This is a genomic window from Stenotrophomonas sp. YJH_SMC_10, from assembly GCF_059371555.1.
Map to the genome: position 1 here is coordinate 317210 of NZ_JCAFUS010000003.1, position 14577 is coordinate 331786.

A 14577-nucleotide genomic window follows, 5' to 3' on the forward strand; every position below is an offset into this window, starting at 1 on the left:
CCCGTGCCGGTGGTGCGTCTGGCTTGAGGAGAAACGCTGTTTCGCTCTGGCTATACCTCTATAGACAGCGGGGTACGGCGACTGCCCACGGTTTTTTCATGTTTTTTTCGTGCGACCGGTTCATGCGTGCTCCGCGAGTGCTTCACCACACCAGCAACGCACCGCCGGGCAAGCGCTGCACGCGCAGTCCCGCCTGCGCGGCCACGGCGTCGATGGCCGTGTCCGGCTGCTGCAGATGGAACAGGCCACTGACCCGCACGCGGGCGCTCTGGCCGCCCAGCACCCAGACCGGGGCACGCCGGTAGCGGCCGAGGTCGGTGATGGCCTGCGCAGCGGGCAGATCGTCGATGACCACCTCACCGCGACGCCACGGCGCCATCGCCTCCGGCGCTGGCTGCAGCGGCTGCAGCCAGCGCCCGTCACGGAACGCCCGTGCCTGCCCGGCGCGCAGGCGCTGCACGCTGCCATCGCCCGGGCGCACATCGACCATGCCCTCGCTGACTTCGGTGGTGATCGTGGCGTCCCGCATCGACACGCTGAACGCCGTACCGATATCGCGGATCCGGCCACCGCCAGCCTCGACCTGGAACGGCCGCTGCTCATGCGCCACCTGGAACCAGGCCTGCCCGCGCAGCAGGCGCACGCGCCGCTGCTGGCCATCGAACGCGAGTGCCAGCGCGGTGCCGGCATCGAGTGCCGCCGTGCTGCCGTCGTCCAGCTGCACCACGCGCGGCGCAGTGCTGCTGCGCAGGTCGCTGCGCGCAAGCAGCAATGCGTGGGGCGCGGCCGCGACCATCAGCACCACCACCGCTGCGCTGGCCAGCCGCCACGGCAGCCGGCGGCGCGGTGCGATCGGACGCAGCCCTTGCCGATCGGTGGTCAGTTCGGGCAGCGCGGCCAGCACTTCGGGCCCGGCAGCGTCCAGCCGCAGCCAGAAGGCCTGCTGCTGGCGCCACGCCAGCGCATGGCGGGGATCGGCCTGCAGCCAGCGCTGCAGGATTCGTTGCTGGCGTTCCGGCAGCGGACCTGCACTGCACCGTATCACCCAGCGCAACGCCTGCCTGGCCTGCCGCGGCGAGGGTTCGGACGTGGTCATGGTTGTGGCCTGCCGCACCGCGAACGGGTGCGCTTTCCTGTTGTGACAACGGCGGGCACGATCTGCCCACGGCAATCGCCGCTCATCGGCCCATTCCCCGCTGCTGTTGCTGGATCAGCAGCGCTGCGCGCAGCACATGCTTGCCGACCAGGCTCTTGGAGATTCCCAGGCGCGCCGCGATTTCGCGCTCGCTCAGGCCCAGGTAGCGGTTGAGCACGAAGCACTCGCGCACCTGTGCCGGCAGGGCCAGGATGGTCTGGGTGATCTCGCGCAGCTGGGCCTGGTCCAGCGCCTGCGCCTCGCCATCACCACGGGCCTCGGCCATGTCGACGGCGTACTCGGCCATGGCCCGGCGCTCGCGGGCGTCGGCCTGGCTGCGGTTGAGCGCGTGGTGGTAGGCCATCCGGTACAGATAGCCGCGCGGCTCCAGGATGGGCGGATCGCCGGGCACGCTGCTGGCCTTCAGGTACAGGTTCTGCAGGGTGTCCTCGGTGCTGGCCGGGTCGAGGTAGCGCGCGATGAAGCGGGACAACGCACGGCGCTCGCGGATCAGCAGCTCGACCAGCGCCAGGGCATTGGGAGACATAGGTGCCAAGGCCGGACCGGGGAATGATGGGCGTGATGGCGGCGGTCCGGACGTGGATTGTGGGCTGTGCGGCCGCAGGCGGCAAGCCGCGCCACGAAAGCACCATCCACGCACGGCGTGGAGAGGATCTACGGTTCCTCCAGCGCCTCGAAGCGTTCGGCGAGGTAATCGATCAGCGCACGCACCGCAGGCAACAGACCGCGTCGCGACGGGAACACCGCGTGCACGATGCCGTGCCTGGGCACCCATTCCGGCAGCACCGGCACCAGCGCGCCACTGGCCAGCTCGTCGCTGATCATCATCCGCGGCAGCATCAGCACGCCCACCCCGGCCACCGCGGCGGTGCGCAACGCGATCATGTCATCGCTGACCAGCCGCGGGCGATGGTGCACGCTGGCCAGCACCTCGCCCGGCCCGGTGTATTCCCAGGCATGCTGCTGGCTGGGCGATGCCAGATCGACGGTCGGCATCATCGCCAGGTCGGCCGGCACCTGCGGCGTGCCCAGCCGCTGCAGCAGCGCCGGGCTGGCACTGGTGCACCAGGCCCGGCGCGCCAGCACGCGCACCACCAGGTCACTGTCCTCCAAGGGTGGCGGCCGCACCCGGATCGCCACGTCCACGCCCTCGCCCACCACGTCCACGCGCCGGTTGGTGGCGTCCAGCTGCACCGTCACCTGCGGGTGCAGGGCGAGGAAATCGGCCAGCATCGTGCCGATGCGCGCATGCAGGATCGCGATCGGGCACGCCAGGCGGATCGTGCCGCGCGGCTCGGCGCGTGACATCGCAATGGCCTCTTCAGCCGCTTCGGCCTCGACCAGCATGGCCTTGCAGTGGCGGTAATAGTCCTGGCCGACCTCGGTGACCGAGAAACGCCGGGTCGAACGCTGGATCAGGCGCACGCCCAGCCGTTCCTCCAGCAGCGCGATGCGCCGGCTCAGTTTCGACTTCGGCATGGCCAGCGCCCGGCCAGCCTGCGAGAAGCCGCCGTGCTCGACCACCATGGCGAAGTAGAACAGGTCGTTGAGGTCACAACGGCGGATATCTGCGATGAACACGAGGCGATCTCCTGCGGCGGACGGCCTGCTGCCATTGTTCACCGTATAGGACTATGTCGGCAACTATTGACGCCTACCGGGCCCATTGTTGCACCGATATCGTCTTCGCAACGAACAACAGCGGCCGGCAGCCCCGGCCAGGAGATCGCCATGAAGCGTGTCACCGGTACCTACAGCGCCCCCCGCCCGCACTGGGTGGGCGACGGATTCCCCGCCCGCTCGATGTTTTCCTACAACACCCACGGCCAGCACCTGAGCCCGTTCCTGCTGCTGGACTACGCCGGCCCCTACACCTTCGCCCCCAGCGATACCCCGCGTGGCGTCGGCCAGCATCCGCACCGCGGATTCGAGACCGTCACCATCGTCTATGAAGGTGAGGTCGCCCACCGCGATTCGACCGGCGCCGGCGGCACCATCGGCCCGGGTGACGTGCAGTGGATGACCGCAGCCTCCGGCATCCTCCACGAGGAATTCCACACGCCGGAATTCAGCAAGCGCGGCGGCACGCTGGACATGGTCCAGCTGTGGGTGAACCTGCCTGCGCGCGACAAGATGGGCGCACCGGGCTACCAGACCCTGCTCGACGCAGAGATTCCCTCGGTGGATCTGGCCGATGGCGCCGGCCGCGTGCGGGTCATCGCAGGCCGCTTCGACGGTCATGCCGGCCCGGCGCGTACGCACACGCCGATGGATGTCTGGGACATCCGCCTGCAGCAGGGCCACCACGCCGAGCTGCCGGTGGCCGAGGGCCGCACGCTGGCGCTGGTGGTGCTGAAGGGCACGGTGCGGATCAACGGCGGCCAGCCGGTCGGCGAAGCACAGCTGGTGACCTTCGACCGCGGCGGCGAGGACGTGTTCGTCGACGCCGACAGCGACGCCACCGTGCTGCTGCTCAGCGGTGAGCCGATCGACGAGCCGGTGGTGGGCTATGGCCCGTTCGTGATGAACAGCCAGGCAGAGATCGCGCAGGCGGTCAACGACTTCAACAGCGGCCGCTTCGGCCAGATCGCGCACTGATCGTTTCAACGCGGCGGGCGACGGCCCGCCGCACCCTCCGGGCCATCGCCCACTTTTTCCAGGAGACTGACCATGAGTACCCCCGCCAACTTCAACGGTGCCCGCCCGGTGATCGATCCGGACAACGCCGCAATGCTGCTGATCGACCATCAGAGCGGCCTGTTCCAGACCATCGGTGACATGCCGTTCACCACCGTGCGCGCCCACGCCACCGCGCTGGCCAGGATGGCCACGCTGGCGAAGATGCCGGTGATCACCACCGCCTCGGTGCCGCAGGGCCCGAACGGCCCACTGATCCCGGAGATCCACGACGCTGCCCCGCATGCCCGGTACGTGGCGCGCAAGGGTGAGATCAACGCGTGGGACAACCCCGAATTCGTTGCCGCTGTGAAGGCCACCGGCCGCAGGCAGCTGATCATTGCCGGCACCATCACCAGCGTGTGCATGGCCTTCCCGTCGATCGCCGCCGTCGCCGATGGCTACCAGGTGTTCGCGGTCATCGATGCCTCCGGCACCTATTCGAAGATGGCCGAGGAGATCACCCTGGCCCGCGTGGTGCAGGCCGGCGTCGTGCCGATGGACACCGCCGCGGTGGCCTCGGAGATCCAGCGCAGCTGGAACCGCGACGATGCCCAGCAGTGGGCCGAGGTCTACACGAAGATCTTCCCGAACTACCAGCTGCTGATCGAAAGCTACCTGAAGGCGCAGGACGTGCAGAAGAACCACGAACCGCTGGATTCGCAGCGCAGCTGAGCGCGCAAGACGGTACAGTCCAACGCGTCGGGCACGGCTCGACGCTACAGACCGATGGAGAACCTGATGGCCTACGCACGCATTGTCTCGACCGCCGACAATTACCTGCACCACATCAGCAATGGCCACTTCGAGGTGGAAGCGGACGAGCCCGCCGCGTTGGGCGGCCAGGGCAAGGGCTTCGCGCCGTTCGACCTGTACCTGGCCTCGCTGGCGGCGTGCACCGCCATCACCCTGCGCATGTACGCGCAGCGCAAGGGCTGGGACCTGGGCGAGTTCCATGCCGAGCTGCGTTCGGAACGTGACCCGGACGGACGCCTCCACGTGCACCGCGTGCTGCATGCCAGTGCCGAGCTGAGCGATGCGCAGTGGCAGCGATTGCTGGAGGTGGTGGAAAAGACCCCGGTCACCCTGGTGATGCGCGAAGGTGCACGCATCACCAGTGAGCGTGGGGCTGCAGCGTAACCCCATCCACGCATGGCGTGGATCTACTGTGGAGCCAAGGGCAACGGCAGGAGCCGTTGCCAATGTCGCGCGCAGCGGACCGGAAAGCCGGGCATGGGCCCGGCTCTACGGAAGCTTCAGCGCCGTGAATGCAGCACGGTGCGCTGGCGCATCGCGTTGAATTCCTGCTCCACCTGCTGGATGTCCTCGGCCTCGAACCCGGCCGCATCCAGCAGCTGGTCGGCGGCCGCGGCCGCCAGCGGATCATCGTCGCGCTGGCGCCAGCAGCGTGCCGGCAGGAAATAGCCCACTTCGCTGCGCCCGCGCATGATCACCACCGGCCGGCCCGCATACAGCAGGAACTCGGCCAGGTGCTGGCGCAGGCCCTCCACGGAAACATAGGCCGGCCCAGCGCCGAGCATCTGGCTGGACGGTTCGGGACTCTCGAACAGCTTGCGACGGCTCATCCACTCCTCCTTTTGAACAACGCGTGGTCTCCTCTCCCTAGACGGGTGCATCGCCGTGCCCCCGCCACGCGCCACGTGAACCGCATCACGCCACCACTCAGAAGCCGGTATTGAACTCCAGCTGGAACACGTCGATCGACAGCGGCGCGCCGGACACCTCCTTGGCCGCCATCCACTTGCCGCTGATCCAGCTGCGCGCGTCCAGCGCGTAGGCACCGCCTACGTAGTAGCCGCGCGCATTGGTGCCGCCGAGGTGGAAGTTCGGATCGTTGTAGGCATCGGGCAGCGCATCGGCCTCGATCCGCTTGTAGCCCAGCAGTGCCTGCCACTGGCCCTTCTCCTTCAGCTCGGTGGCACCGAAGGTGGCCTGCACCATCCATGCCGTGTCGCCGCTGCGGAAGGTATCGATGCTGGCGGTACCGCCGGCACCGTAGTTGTTGACGATGCCATTGTTGGCGCGGTTGAACATGGCCTGCTTGTCGTAGGCCAGGTTGCGGATGTAATCGCCCTCCAGGCGGAGACCGATGCCCTGGGCCAGCTGTGTGTCCCAGCGCAGGTTCAGCGTGGCCAGGCGGAACGCCGAGGCCAGGCCCACGTACTGCGGGGTCGGGGTGTTGGCCGGATCCAGCGGATTGCGCGCGATGTCGCGGATCAGCATCAGGGTGTTGCCCTTCTGCATGAACGCCGGGCGCGACCAGTCGGTGTCACAGCCCACTGCGCCCGCATACAGCGCGCACGGCGAGGACAGGCGGCCGCTGATGTTCTTGAAGTCGTAGTAGCCCAATGCAGCGCGCAACGCATTCTCGTCATTGAAGCGCCAGTTCACGCCGACCTGCGCACCGGACAGCCACTTGTTCTCGTTCGGCGTCTTGACCCGGCTCTGGCTGGGCGAGCTGTCGGAGGTGTACTCCAGCGGCACCACCGCCAGGTTGCCGAACAGGCCGAGATCGCCACCGTCGACGTCGTACTGCAGGTTGGCGGCCAGGCCGTCGAAGTTCAGGTCGTTGGAGAACAGCGTATCGCTGGTCCAGAACGGGTTGCCGAAGCGGCCACCGCGCACCGTCACCCAGTCGGCCGGGCTGTAGGCCAGCCAGGCCTGGTCCAGCCACACGTCCTTCTTGCTCAGGCCGCCACCCAGCTGTTCGGTGGTCGACACCGGGCCATTGCTGCTGCCGCTGGCCAGGCGCACGCCGGCCGTGGTGTGCTGGCCGATGGTCGCCTCGATGCCCAGGCGCGCGCGGATGCGCCACAGGTTGCGGCGGTCCTGGCGGGTGTTCAGCAGCGGTGGCAGCTGCAGGTTGGTGTTGGTATTGGTGTCGAAGCCGTTGCCGGAATTGATCGACGACCAGTTGCTCACGATGTCGCTGTTGCGTTCGGAGAAGAAGCGCGACTCGCTGCGCACGCGCATGTCACCGGTGACCTTGATGCGCTTGGTCCACTCGGCCACTTCGTTCGGTGCCGCCCAGCCCTCGGACCTGGCCTGCGCCATCACGTCCTGGCGCACCTCGTCACGGATGCCGTCGCGCACGCTCTGCGGCACGTAGGGCACGCGCACGTCACCGGCCTCCAGGGCCACACCACCGCTGGCAGCGGCGGGCGCGGTGGGTGCGGTGGCTGCGGTGCGCTGCGCAGCCGCTGCTTCGGCCTCGGCCTGGACCAGCAAGGCTTGGCCGTCTTCGGGCTTCAGCGCACCGCTGGCGATCAGGCCCTTGATCAGCTTGACCATGGTCGTTTCGGCGGCCATCGCACCGGCCGGGGCGGCCAGGCTGAGCAGCACGGCGCAGCACAGCAGCGCCCGTCGGGCCGGCCGCGAATGGCGGGAATCGGATCGTGCGCGGACGTGGTCGTTCATCACGGTTCTCATCGAAAGAAGGGAAATCGGGGAGGTCGGGAATCAGGCCCCGGGCCGGCGGCCCTGGATCAGGACGCGGGCGGGGAAATCGAGCGACGGCGGCGGTGCCTGGTCGACCTTGCCGATGCGGCGCAGTGCATCGAGCACGGCCGCGTCGGCCTCTTCGTTGCCGCTGCCACGCACCAGCTCGACCTTTTCCAGGCGGCCATCACTGGCCAGCCACACGTTCACCTGCAGCTGGAACGCCAGGCGCCTGACCTTGTCATCGCGCGAGATCGCCTGCTGCATCAGGTAGCCCAGGTAGCGCCCATAGGTGGCATTGCCGCCACCACCACGACCGACGCCGGACGAACCGCCACCGCTGCCGGACTGGATGCCGAAATTGTCACCACCGGCCTGCGCATCGGCATCCATCGTCACCGGATCGGCGTTGTCCGGCGTCGGCGTCGGCTCTTCGGCCGGCGTCGGCTGATCCAGCGGCTCCGGTTCGGGCATCGTCTCTTCCGGCGGCGTTTCCGGCTCTGGCGGTTTTTCCGGTGGCGGCGGGGGCGGCGGAGGCGGTGGCGGCAACGCCAGCATCGGCGGCTGCAGCACCTGCCGCCGGGTGCTGGCGGTGTCCTTGAACAGCAGCCACCACAGCGCGACGCCGAGCACCAGCAACGCGGCCAGCACCAGCGCGACGGTCACCAGCAACGGGCGACCGCGCATGCCGGGATCCGGCCGAGGGGGTTGATGGGCCGTCATGCCTCAGCCCTGCGCCTTGCCGGTGACCAGGCCCACCTGGGCCAGCTCCAGGCGCCGCAGCAGGTCCAGCACCTCGACCACGCGGGCGTACTGCACCTGCGCGTCACCGCGCACGATCACCGGGAAATCCGGCGTGGTCGCGCGCTCGGTGCGCAGGCGGTCTTCCAGCTCGGTCATCGTTACCGGGTAGGCATCGAGGAACACCTGGCCGCTGGGGTCGATGGTGATCGCCTTGGTCTTCGGCTTCTCCAGCGCGACGCTGTTGCTGGCCTTGGGCAGGTTGACCTCGATGCCGGGGATGGAGGCGTTGCTGGTCAGGATGAAGATCACCAGCACCACCAGCAGCACGTCGACGAAGGGCGTCACGTTGATGCCCTTCTCGCGCTTCTTGATGCCGAACTTCGCCTTCTGGCCCATGGCGCGCCCCTCAGCCCTGGACCGCAGCCGGGCCGCGCCCGTCCTGCTCTTCGGCCAGGCGCGCAGCGAACTCGTCGATGAACACCGCCATGTCCGCACCGATCGCTTCGGCACGCGCGCCCAGGTAGTTGTAGCCAAACAGCGCCGGGATCGCGACGCCCAGGCCGGCTGCGGTACACAGCAGCGCCGCGGCCATGCCCGGCGCCACCGAGTTGATGTCCACCGCGCCCGCCATCGCGGCCACCACGAACACCAGCATGATGCCGATCACGGTGCCGAACAGGCCCACGTAGGGCGCGCCTTCGATGGTGGTCGACAGCCAGTTCATGCGCCGCGCCATCGCCTCCTGCTCGCGCACCATCACTGCATCCATCGAGGCGCGGATCGCCGCGATGGTGGCACCACTGAGGTAACCGCTGTTGCCATCGCGCTGGTGGCGCTGCTGCATTTCATCGATGGCCACCTGGTAGATGCGCCACAGCGAGCCATCGTGCATGGCGGTGGGCGCCTTGCCCTGGCGGTCCATGTCGGACAGGGTGCGCAGCGGTACGCCGGACAGCTTGCCGAAGCTTTCGGTGAACACCGCATTGGCCTTGCTGGTACGGCCGAAGTGGCGGCTCTTGGCGATCATGATCGCCCACGACAGCAGCATCATCAGGCCAAGGATGGCGACCACCACCCAGGCATCGAACGGCATCGCCTTGAGAATGAAGGCGAAGTGGCTCTGCCCGGCCGACTGTTCGTCGGCGCCGTAGCTGATCAGGCGCGAGTCGGCCCCTTGGGCAGTCGCGTCGGCCAGCAGCAGTGCCGCCGGGCGTGCCACCCGCGAGATGCGCAACTCGTCCAGGGCACCTTCGAAGTTGGCCAGCGGCTGCGCCGCGCCCGGCACGTCGGCGCCGACCACCGGCGCGGTGGCCAGCGCCGGCAGCGCACCGCTCAGCTGGGCGACCACGCGACCATTGAGGTACAGCTGCAACGCGCCCTTCTCCGCAGTCAGCGCCACATGCGCCCACTGCCCTTCCGGAATCGGCTGCGCCGGGGTGCTGCGCTGGCCATTGAGCTGCACGAACGGCACGCGGTTCTCGATGCCCAGCACCAGTTCGGACGCACCGTCGCGACGCGCGTAGATCGCCTGGGCCGCGTTGTTGCTGCCCGGCTTGATCCAGGCCGAAACGGTGAGCGGCGCGCCCGCCTCCTGCGCCAGCGATGCGCTGGCCGGCAGCGGCAGCGGGCCGGCGCCCAGCTGCACGCCGCGGCCGATCACCGCGCCTTCCGACGGCGGCACCACGGCACCGGCGTTGTTGCCATAGGCGGTGGTGTCGCGTGCCGGTGCATTGGCCTCGGCAAAGTGGTAGACCAGCGTGTAGTCCGGATCGAACACCTGCTGGCCGTTGCCGCTGGCCGGGGCCTTTTCATTGCCGTAGTACATCCAGATCGTCTGCGGCGCGGCGGCACTGACTGCCGGCACGTCCACCCAGACCAGGGCCAGCCCGAGCGTGGGATTGAACTGCTCGATCTGGTGGGCCAGCACGGTACGGCCATCACCCGAGACGAAGCGCAGGTCGTTGCCCGCGTCCTGGGTACCGTCGAAGCCGAAGTTGCCGGTATGCAGGCGCAGCAGCAGCGGCGTGCGGCCCGGGTCACCGGCCAGGCCCGCGCCCTGCGGGCCGGCGTCGATGGTGATCGGCTTGCGGTACTTCCATTCGGCCTGCCACCAATTGGCATCGGCCGCAGCCGCAGGCAACGCGACCAGCGCGGCCAGCAGCAGCAACACTCGGGAAAGCAAACGGTCCATGCGAGGGGTCTCCGGAGAACGCATGTTCGAGGAAAGGGTCAGTAGCTGGTGCTGAGGTTGAAGTGCAGGCGCGGGTCGTCCTTGCGCGTGACCGGGCCATCGGCATAGGGCCAGGCGTAGTCCAGGCGCAGTTGCAGGTGGTCACCCAGGCGCAGCTGCGCGCCCAGGCCGACCGAGGCCAGGTTGTACTTGTCCCGCTGCTCGGGCAGCGGCTGGCGCAGGCGCAGGTAGGCCGCATCGGCAAAGCTGTAGACACGCAGGTCGGTGCCGCTCCACAGCGACCACGCCGGGGTGCGCCATTCCAGGCTGGCCAGGCCGCCGTAATCGCCGATCGCCTCGGCCGACAGGTAGCCGCGCACGGTGTACATGCCACCTGCGGCGAACTGCTCGGCCGACACCAGCGGCGCATCGGTCACCTGCAGCGAGCCGCGCGCATACCACTGCCAGTCGCTGCCGAAGGTATGCGTGTTGGCCACGTCGGCCTTGAAGGCCACGAAACTCGGGTCGGCCCAGTAGCGCTTCTGCCCGAACGCAGTGGCGTCGCTGCCGTAACCGAACAGGCGGCGGGTACCGGCCACCAGCTGGGTGTTGATGCTCAGCTGATCGTGCTCGCCCTGGCGCACGCCGACGAAGGCCAGGGTGATCGGCGCGTACTTCAGCGGCGTCTTCAGGCTGTCCTTGCCCATCTGGGTGTCTTCCTCGGTGTCCTTGAAATCCACACCGAGGCTGAGCTGGCGCCACCATTGGCTGCTGCCGGCCAGGCGATAGTTGAGCTTGAGGCCGATCGAATGGCCGTTGCCGATCACATTGGTGCCGGTGCCGGTACCGACCTGCCCGCCTGCATTCAACACGCGGCTGTCGGATCTGTAGCCGGAGGCTTCCAGGCTCCACGGCGTACCTTCGAACGGCATCGTGTACGAGGCGGAAAAGACCTTGGCCTGCTTCGTGTCTTCCGGCGCCAGGTACACGCCGATGTTGGCGCTGTGCCCCCGCTTCCACAGGTTGTCGTAGGCCAGCGACGCACTCAGGCGCAGTTTCTCGGTGTCGGCGCTGTGGTCGTTGTTGAGCGCCGCACTGGCGCGCCACGGCGACTTCTCCTCCACCTGCAGGTCCACATCCATCGTGCCCGGCACCTGGCCCTCGCGCACCAATGGCATCACCTGGCGACGTCCGCCTTCATTCAGTGCGGTCAGTTCCTTCTGCGCCTGGTCGAAATCAGGCACCTTGCCCTCGGCCAGCGCCGGCACGCGTTCGCGGATGCGTTCGGGCGATTCGTGGCGGGTGCCGACCACGCGCAGCTGGCCGATCGGCGTCTGCTGCACCTTCAGCAGCACCACGCCGCCACTGACCTGCTGCTCGGGAAGCTCGACGTAGACGGACTGGTAGCCCGCCTGCTGGTAGAGCGCATGGACCGCATCGCGCGCCTTCTCGACATCGGCCAGGGTCTTGCCCGGGCCGAGGAACGGTTCCACCGCGCGCTCAATGTCCCGGGGATCGAGCACGGTATTGCCGCGCACGATGTACTCGTTGATGTTCACGCTGGGCGCAGGCGCCGCCTCCTGCGCGAACAATGGCAGCGGCATCGCGGCCAGGGCCAGCACCAGTGGATGCAGGCGCAGCGGAAGGCGGGCGGCTCGGCACGGAACAGGAGTCATCGAAGGCATCGCGTCGTATCGAAGGGGATGGCCAGGGAGCGGCGCGTGGGTCTACCAACAGGACGTGCACGTCGCGTCAAAGCCGCCAACAGTTTTGTGACAGCCCTGTCATCTTTTGACAGCGCCGCGATGCCCGCAGGCGGACCCTGCATTCGCCACACGTCTTCATGGCAGAACATCGATTGCTGCGGGAGATTCGAGATGCGTGAATCGCCGATGGTGGGCCTGCGCGCTGCCCTCGCCCTTGCCCTGCTGCTGGCACTGCCACCGGTGCGCGCTGACGAGACGAAGAAGCAGGAAGACGCTGCACCCTGCATCGAAGTACAGGTCAATGGCGAGCGCATTCCGGCCTGGGACTGCCTGCAGCGCAAACTTGCGCCGGCATCGAAAGCGGCGAAATCACCGGCGCTCCCCGAGGCCGAACGCCTGATGCGGCAGCCCGCCAACCAACTGATGCAGTACAACCTGGAAGGCACGCGGCAGCGCATGGGCGATGCCTTCGGGCGCTCGGTGGTGCCGCAGCGACCTGCGCGCTGAGCCTGCCAGGCCTTCGCCGAGCCCACGCTCGGCAGGATCTTGTAGAGTCGAGCCATGCTCGACTGTCCGTCCAGACGCAGCCGAGCGTAGGCTGGGCTTTATGGGGCGGCCGGCACGATGCCATCGCTTGGAACCGGCGGCAGCTCGGGAACCGGCAGGCGGCGCGACCGCCCCGCCTGGTTCAGTTCCACCGCGTTGGCGCTGATGCTGGCGAGAACCGTGCAGGGCCCCAACCGCTGGCCCGGCGCGTAGGCTTCGGCAGGACGGCCATCCACGGAAAGCAGCGCCAGCGGCGCGTGGTCGCCGGCCATAACGCCCAGCACGACCACCTCGGTCTGCACCGCACCGGGGGACAGCAACCGCACCAGCGGCAGGCTGGCCACCGCATCGAACAGGGGCCTTGCAGGGGCCTCTGCGTGCGTTTCGCTGGCCGCCGCCGTGGGCGCCACCGCAGACAGGGTCACACCCCAATAGGCCACCACCGCCAGCAGCAGGGTTGCCGCCAGCAACGTGAGTATGCGATTGCGATCCCAGCGCCCGCCTTCCATGTTCCGCACCGTCGCCACGTTCGTGTCCGCTTACGCTAGCAGCTGCCGCTGACGCTTTTGTTTCATCATGCGTGCCTACGCTGGCTGGTATCGACCCGGACAGGAGGCGACGTCGATGCAGCACATGCCGCGGGGTTTCACCCTGCTGGAACTGATGGTGGTGCTGGTGATCATCGGCATCTGCACGGCGGGCATCGGCCTGGGCCTGGGCAGCCTGCTTGATCCGGGTCGCCAGCTGCGACAGGAAGCCGAGCAGCTGGCGCAGCGCCTGCAGGTAGCGCGCGACGAGGCGCGCATCGACGGCCGTCCGCTGCGCTGGCAGGCCGACGCCACCGGCTACTGGTTCAGCCGTCGCGAGGGCGCCCGCTGGGTAGACGTGCAGCGCGACGACCTGCTGCGCCCGCAGCGGTGGCGGCCCGCAGGCCTGGCAGTGCAACCGGCCACGCCGATTGAACTGAGCCCGGAGTGGATCGGCGTGGCGTGGGAACTGACGCTGTCGTTGCAGGGCCGCCAGCTGCGTCTTCGGGATGATGGCAGCGGACAGTTGCAGGTCGAGCAGTGAGGCGGGGAACGCGCGGATTCACGCTGATCGAAGTGCTGATCGCACTGGCGATCGTATCGATTGCGCTGGCTGCGGTGATGCGGTCGGTGGCAGTGGCCACCGATGATCAGTCGCGCCTGCGCGACCGTCGCCTGGCGCTGTTGTGTGCGCAGGACCGCTGGCAGGAGCTGCGCCTGGGCGGACAGGCAGCGCCCGATGCACGGCAGCGCTGCATGCAGGGGCGCAGCCGTTTCCTGGTGCTGCAGCATATCGGCACGGGGAGTGACGGGCAGCCGCAACTGGAACTCAACGTGGTGGCCGAAGATGCACCGCGGCAGTCGCTGGCGCGGATGCAGCTGCCGTGGACCGCGGCGCAATGAAGCGTAACGCAGCAGGTTTCACCCTGATCGAGGTGATGATCGCGATCACCCTCATGGGCGTGCTGGCGCTGATCTGCTGGCGTGCGCTGGACAGTGTGGCCAGCAGCGACCAGCGCCTGCGCCGGGCCGATGCCGAAACCACGGCGGCGCTGCGCGTTCTGCAACAGTTCCAGCGTGATATCGAAATGCGCGCAGACGACGCGCTGATGAATGGCGCGGTGCGCCCGGCCGATCAGCCGCAGCGGTTGCTGCCTCCTTCGCTCGCAAGCGAGCGGCATCCGGATGGAAGCTTCGCGCTGGAGATCACCCGCAGTGTCGGCAGCGACGGGCTGCGTTGGCAGCGGGTACGCTGGTGGCGCCAGGGCAGCACGCTGTGGCGGGCCAGTGGTGCGGCGACGGACCGGTATCCCCTGCCGGCGCCGGAGCCGTCGACGGGCATTGCGGTGGCGCATGAGGTGCAGCAGTTCGAGGTACGGGCGTGGCAGCCGGGCGCAGGCTGGGCGATCCTGCCGAGCGAGGGCGAGGTGCTGCCGGCCACTGCACTGGAGCTGCGGTTGGGATTGCGCGACGGGCGTGGGCCGCTGAGTTACCGGCGGGTGCTGGCGCTTTAGGGCGCTTGCCTGCAACGCATCCACGCATGGCGTGGATCTACTGCCGAGCCCGCCGCCGGGCGCGCTCCTGCACCCGGCG

General features: G+C 68.4%; 17 protein-coding genes. 7 read left to right on the top strand and 10 right to left on the bottom strand.

The window, feature by feature from the left end:
• Positions 1–142: 142 nt before the first annotated feature.
• The 3 genes from AC5P9C_RS07110 to AC5P9C_RS07120 all read right to left on the bottom strand — a co-directional run bounded on the left by AC5P9C_RS07110 (position 143) and on the right by AC5P9C_RS07120 (position 2737).
• Positions 143–1096 (bottom strand): FecR family protein, encoded by a 954-nt coding sequence (locus AC5P9C_RS07110; protein WP_343543624.1) that lies wholly within the window; start codon positions 1094–1096, stop codon positions 143–145.
• Positions 1097–1178: 82 nt separating this feature from the next.
• Positions 1179–1682, bottom strand: a complete 504-nt coding sequence (locus AC5P9C_RS07115) for an RNA polymerase sigma factor (protein ID WP_103282241.1) — start codon at positions 1680–1682, stop codon at positions 1179–1181.
• A gap of 128 nt (positions 1683–1810) precedes the next feature.
• Positions 1811–2737 carry a LysR family transcriptional regulator gene (locus AC5P9C_RS07120; protein ID WP_049467039.1) on the bottom strand — a complete coding sequence of 309 codons (927 nt, stop codon included), beginning with the start codon at positions 2735–2737 and terminating at the stop codon, positions 1811–1813.
• Between the two features lie 150 nt (positions 2738–2887).
• On the opposite strand from AC5P9C_RS07120, the gene AC5P9C_RS07125 reads away from it, so the two are divergent.
• The 3 genes from AC5P9C_RS07125 to AC5P9C_RS07135 all read left to right on the top strand — a co-directional run bounded on the left by AC5P9C_RS07125 (position 2888) and on the right by AC5P9C_RS07135 (position 4972).
• Entirely contained in the window at positions 2888–3754 is an 867-nt protein-coding gene (locus AC5P9C_RS07125) for a pirin family protein (RefSeq protein WP_343543883.1), read from the top strand.
• Between the two features lie 72 nt (positions 3755–3826).
• Positions 3827–4507 (top strand): hydrolase, encoded by a 681-nt coding sequence (locus tag AC5P9C_RS07130; protein ID WP_164688998.1) that lies wholly within the window; start codon positions 3827–3829, stop codon positions 4505–4507.
• A gap of 66 nt (positions 4508–4573) precedes the next feature.
• Entirely contained in the window at positions 4574–4972 is a 399-nt protein-coding gene (locus AC5P9C_RS07135; protein ID WP_154330711.1) for an OsmC family protein, read from the top strand.
• Between the two features lie 116 nt (positions 4973–5088).
• On the opposite strand, the gene AC5P9C_RS07140 is transcribed toward AC5P9C_RS07135, so the two are convergent.
• From AC5P9C_RS07140 to AC5P9C_RS07165, 6 genes are all read right to left on the bottom strand, one after another.
• On the bottom strand, positions 5089–5418 hold the full coding sequence (locus AC5P9C_RS07140; RefSeq protein WP_049467031.1) for a hypothetical protein: 330 nt from the start codon (positions 5416–5418) through the stop codon (positions 5089–5091).
• 97 nt (positions 5419–5515) lie between these two features.
• Positions 5516–7270 carry a putative porin gene (locus AC5P9C_RS07145; protein WP_343543578.1) on the bottom strand — a complete coding sequence of 585 codons (1755 nt, stop codon included), beginning with the start codon at positions 7268–7270 and terminating at the stop codon, positions 5516–5518.
• Positions 7271–7312: 42 nt separating this feature from the next.
• Complete coding sequence (gene tolA, locus AC5P9C_RS07150) at positions 7313–7978, bottom strand: cell envelope integrity protein TolA (RefSeq protein ID WP_343543577.1); 666 nt, start codon at positions 7976–7978, stop codon at positions 7313–7315.
• Positions 7979–8017: 39 nt separating this feature from the next.
• On the bottom strand, positions 8018–8431 hold the full coding sequence (locus tag AC5P9C_RS07155) for an ExbD/TolR family protein (protein WP_074725264.1): 414 nt from the start codon (positions 8429–8431) through the stop codon (positions 8018–8020).
• 10 nt (positions 8432–8441) lie between these two features.
• On the bottom strand, positions 8442–10226 hold the full coding sequence (locus tag AC5P9C_RS07160; protein ID WP_074725265.1) for a DUF2341 domain-containing protein: 1785 nt from the start codon (positions 10224–10226) through the stop codon (positions 8442–8444).
• A 38-nt stretch (positions 10227–10264) separates the two neighbouring features.
• A complete protein-coding gene (locus tag AC5P9C_RS07165; RefSeq protein WP_103282233.1) occupies positions 10265–11881 on the bottom strand; it encodes a ShlB/FhaC/HecB family hemolysin secretion/activation protein in 1617 nt (538 codons plus the stop codon).
• Positions 11882–12082: 201 nt separating this feature from the next.
• Between AC5P9C_RS07165 and AC5P9C_RS07170 the strand changes: the two genes are divergently transcribed.
• Positions 12083–12418, top strand: coding sequence for a hypothetical protein (locus AC5P9C_RS07170; protein ID WP_074725267.1), 336 nt, complete (start codon positions 12083–12085; stop codon positions 12416–12418).
• 98 nt (positions 12419–12516) lie between these two features.
• On the opposite strand, the gene AC5P9C_RS07175 is transcribed toward AC5P9C_RS07170, so the two are convergent.
• Complete coding sequence (locus tag AC5P9C_RS07175; protein WP_074725269.1) at positions 12517–12966, bottom strand: general secretion pathway protein; 450 nt, start codon at positions 12964–12966, stop codon at positions 12517–12519.
• 115 nt (positions 12967–13081) lie between these two features.
• On the opposite strand from AC5P9C_RS07175, the gene gspH reads away from it, so the two are divergent.
• From gspH to AC5P9C_RS07190, 3 genes are read left to right on the top strand one after another with little or no spacing between them, the layout of a single operon-like run.
• The gene (gspH, locus tag AC5P9C_RS07180) at positions 13082–13528 is read left to right on the top strand and encodes a type II secretion system minor pseudopilin GspH (protein WP_049467019.1); all 447 of its coding nucleotides are present in this window, start codon (positions 13082–13084) and stop codon (positions 13526–13528) included.
• Positions 13525–13887, top strand: a complete 363-nt coding sequence (gspI, locus tag AC5P9C_RS07185; RefSeq protein WP_074725270.1) for a type II secretion system minor pseudopilin GspI — start codon at positions 13525–13527, stop codon at positions 13885–13887. Before gspH ends, gspI begins: the two co-directional genes overlap by 4 nt.
• Positions 13884–14498, top strand: coding sequence for a prepilin-type N-terminal cleavage/methylation domain-containing protein (locus AC5P9C_RS07190; RefSeq protein WP_074725271.1), 615 nt, complete (start codon positions 13884–13886; stop codon positions 14496–14498). The genes gspI and AC5P9C_RS07190 overlap by 4 nt, the downstream gene beginning before the upstream one ends.
• Positions 14499–14577 lie beyond the last annotated feature (79 nt).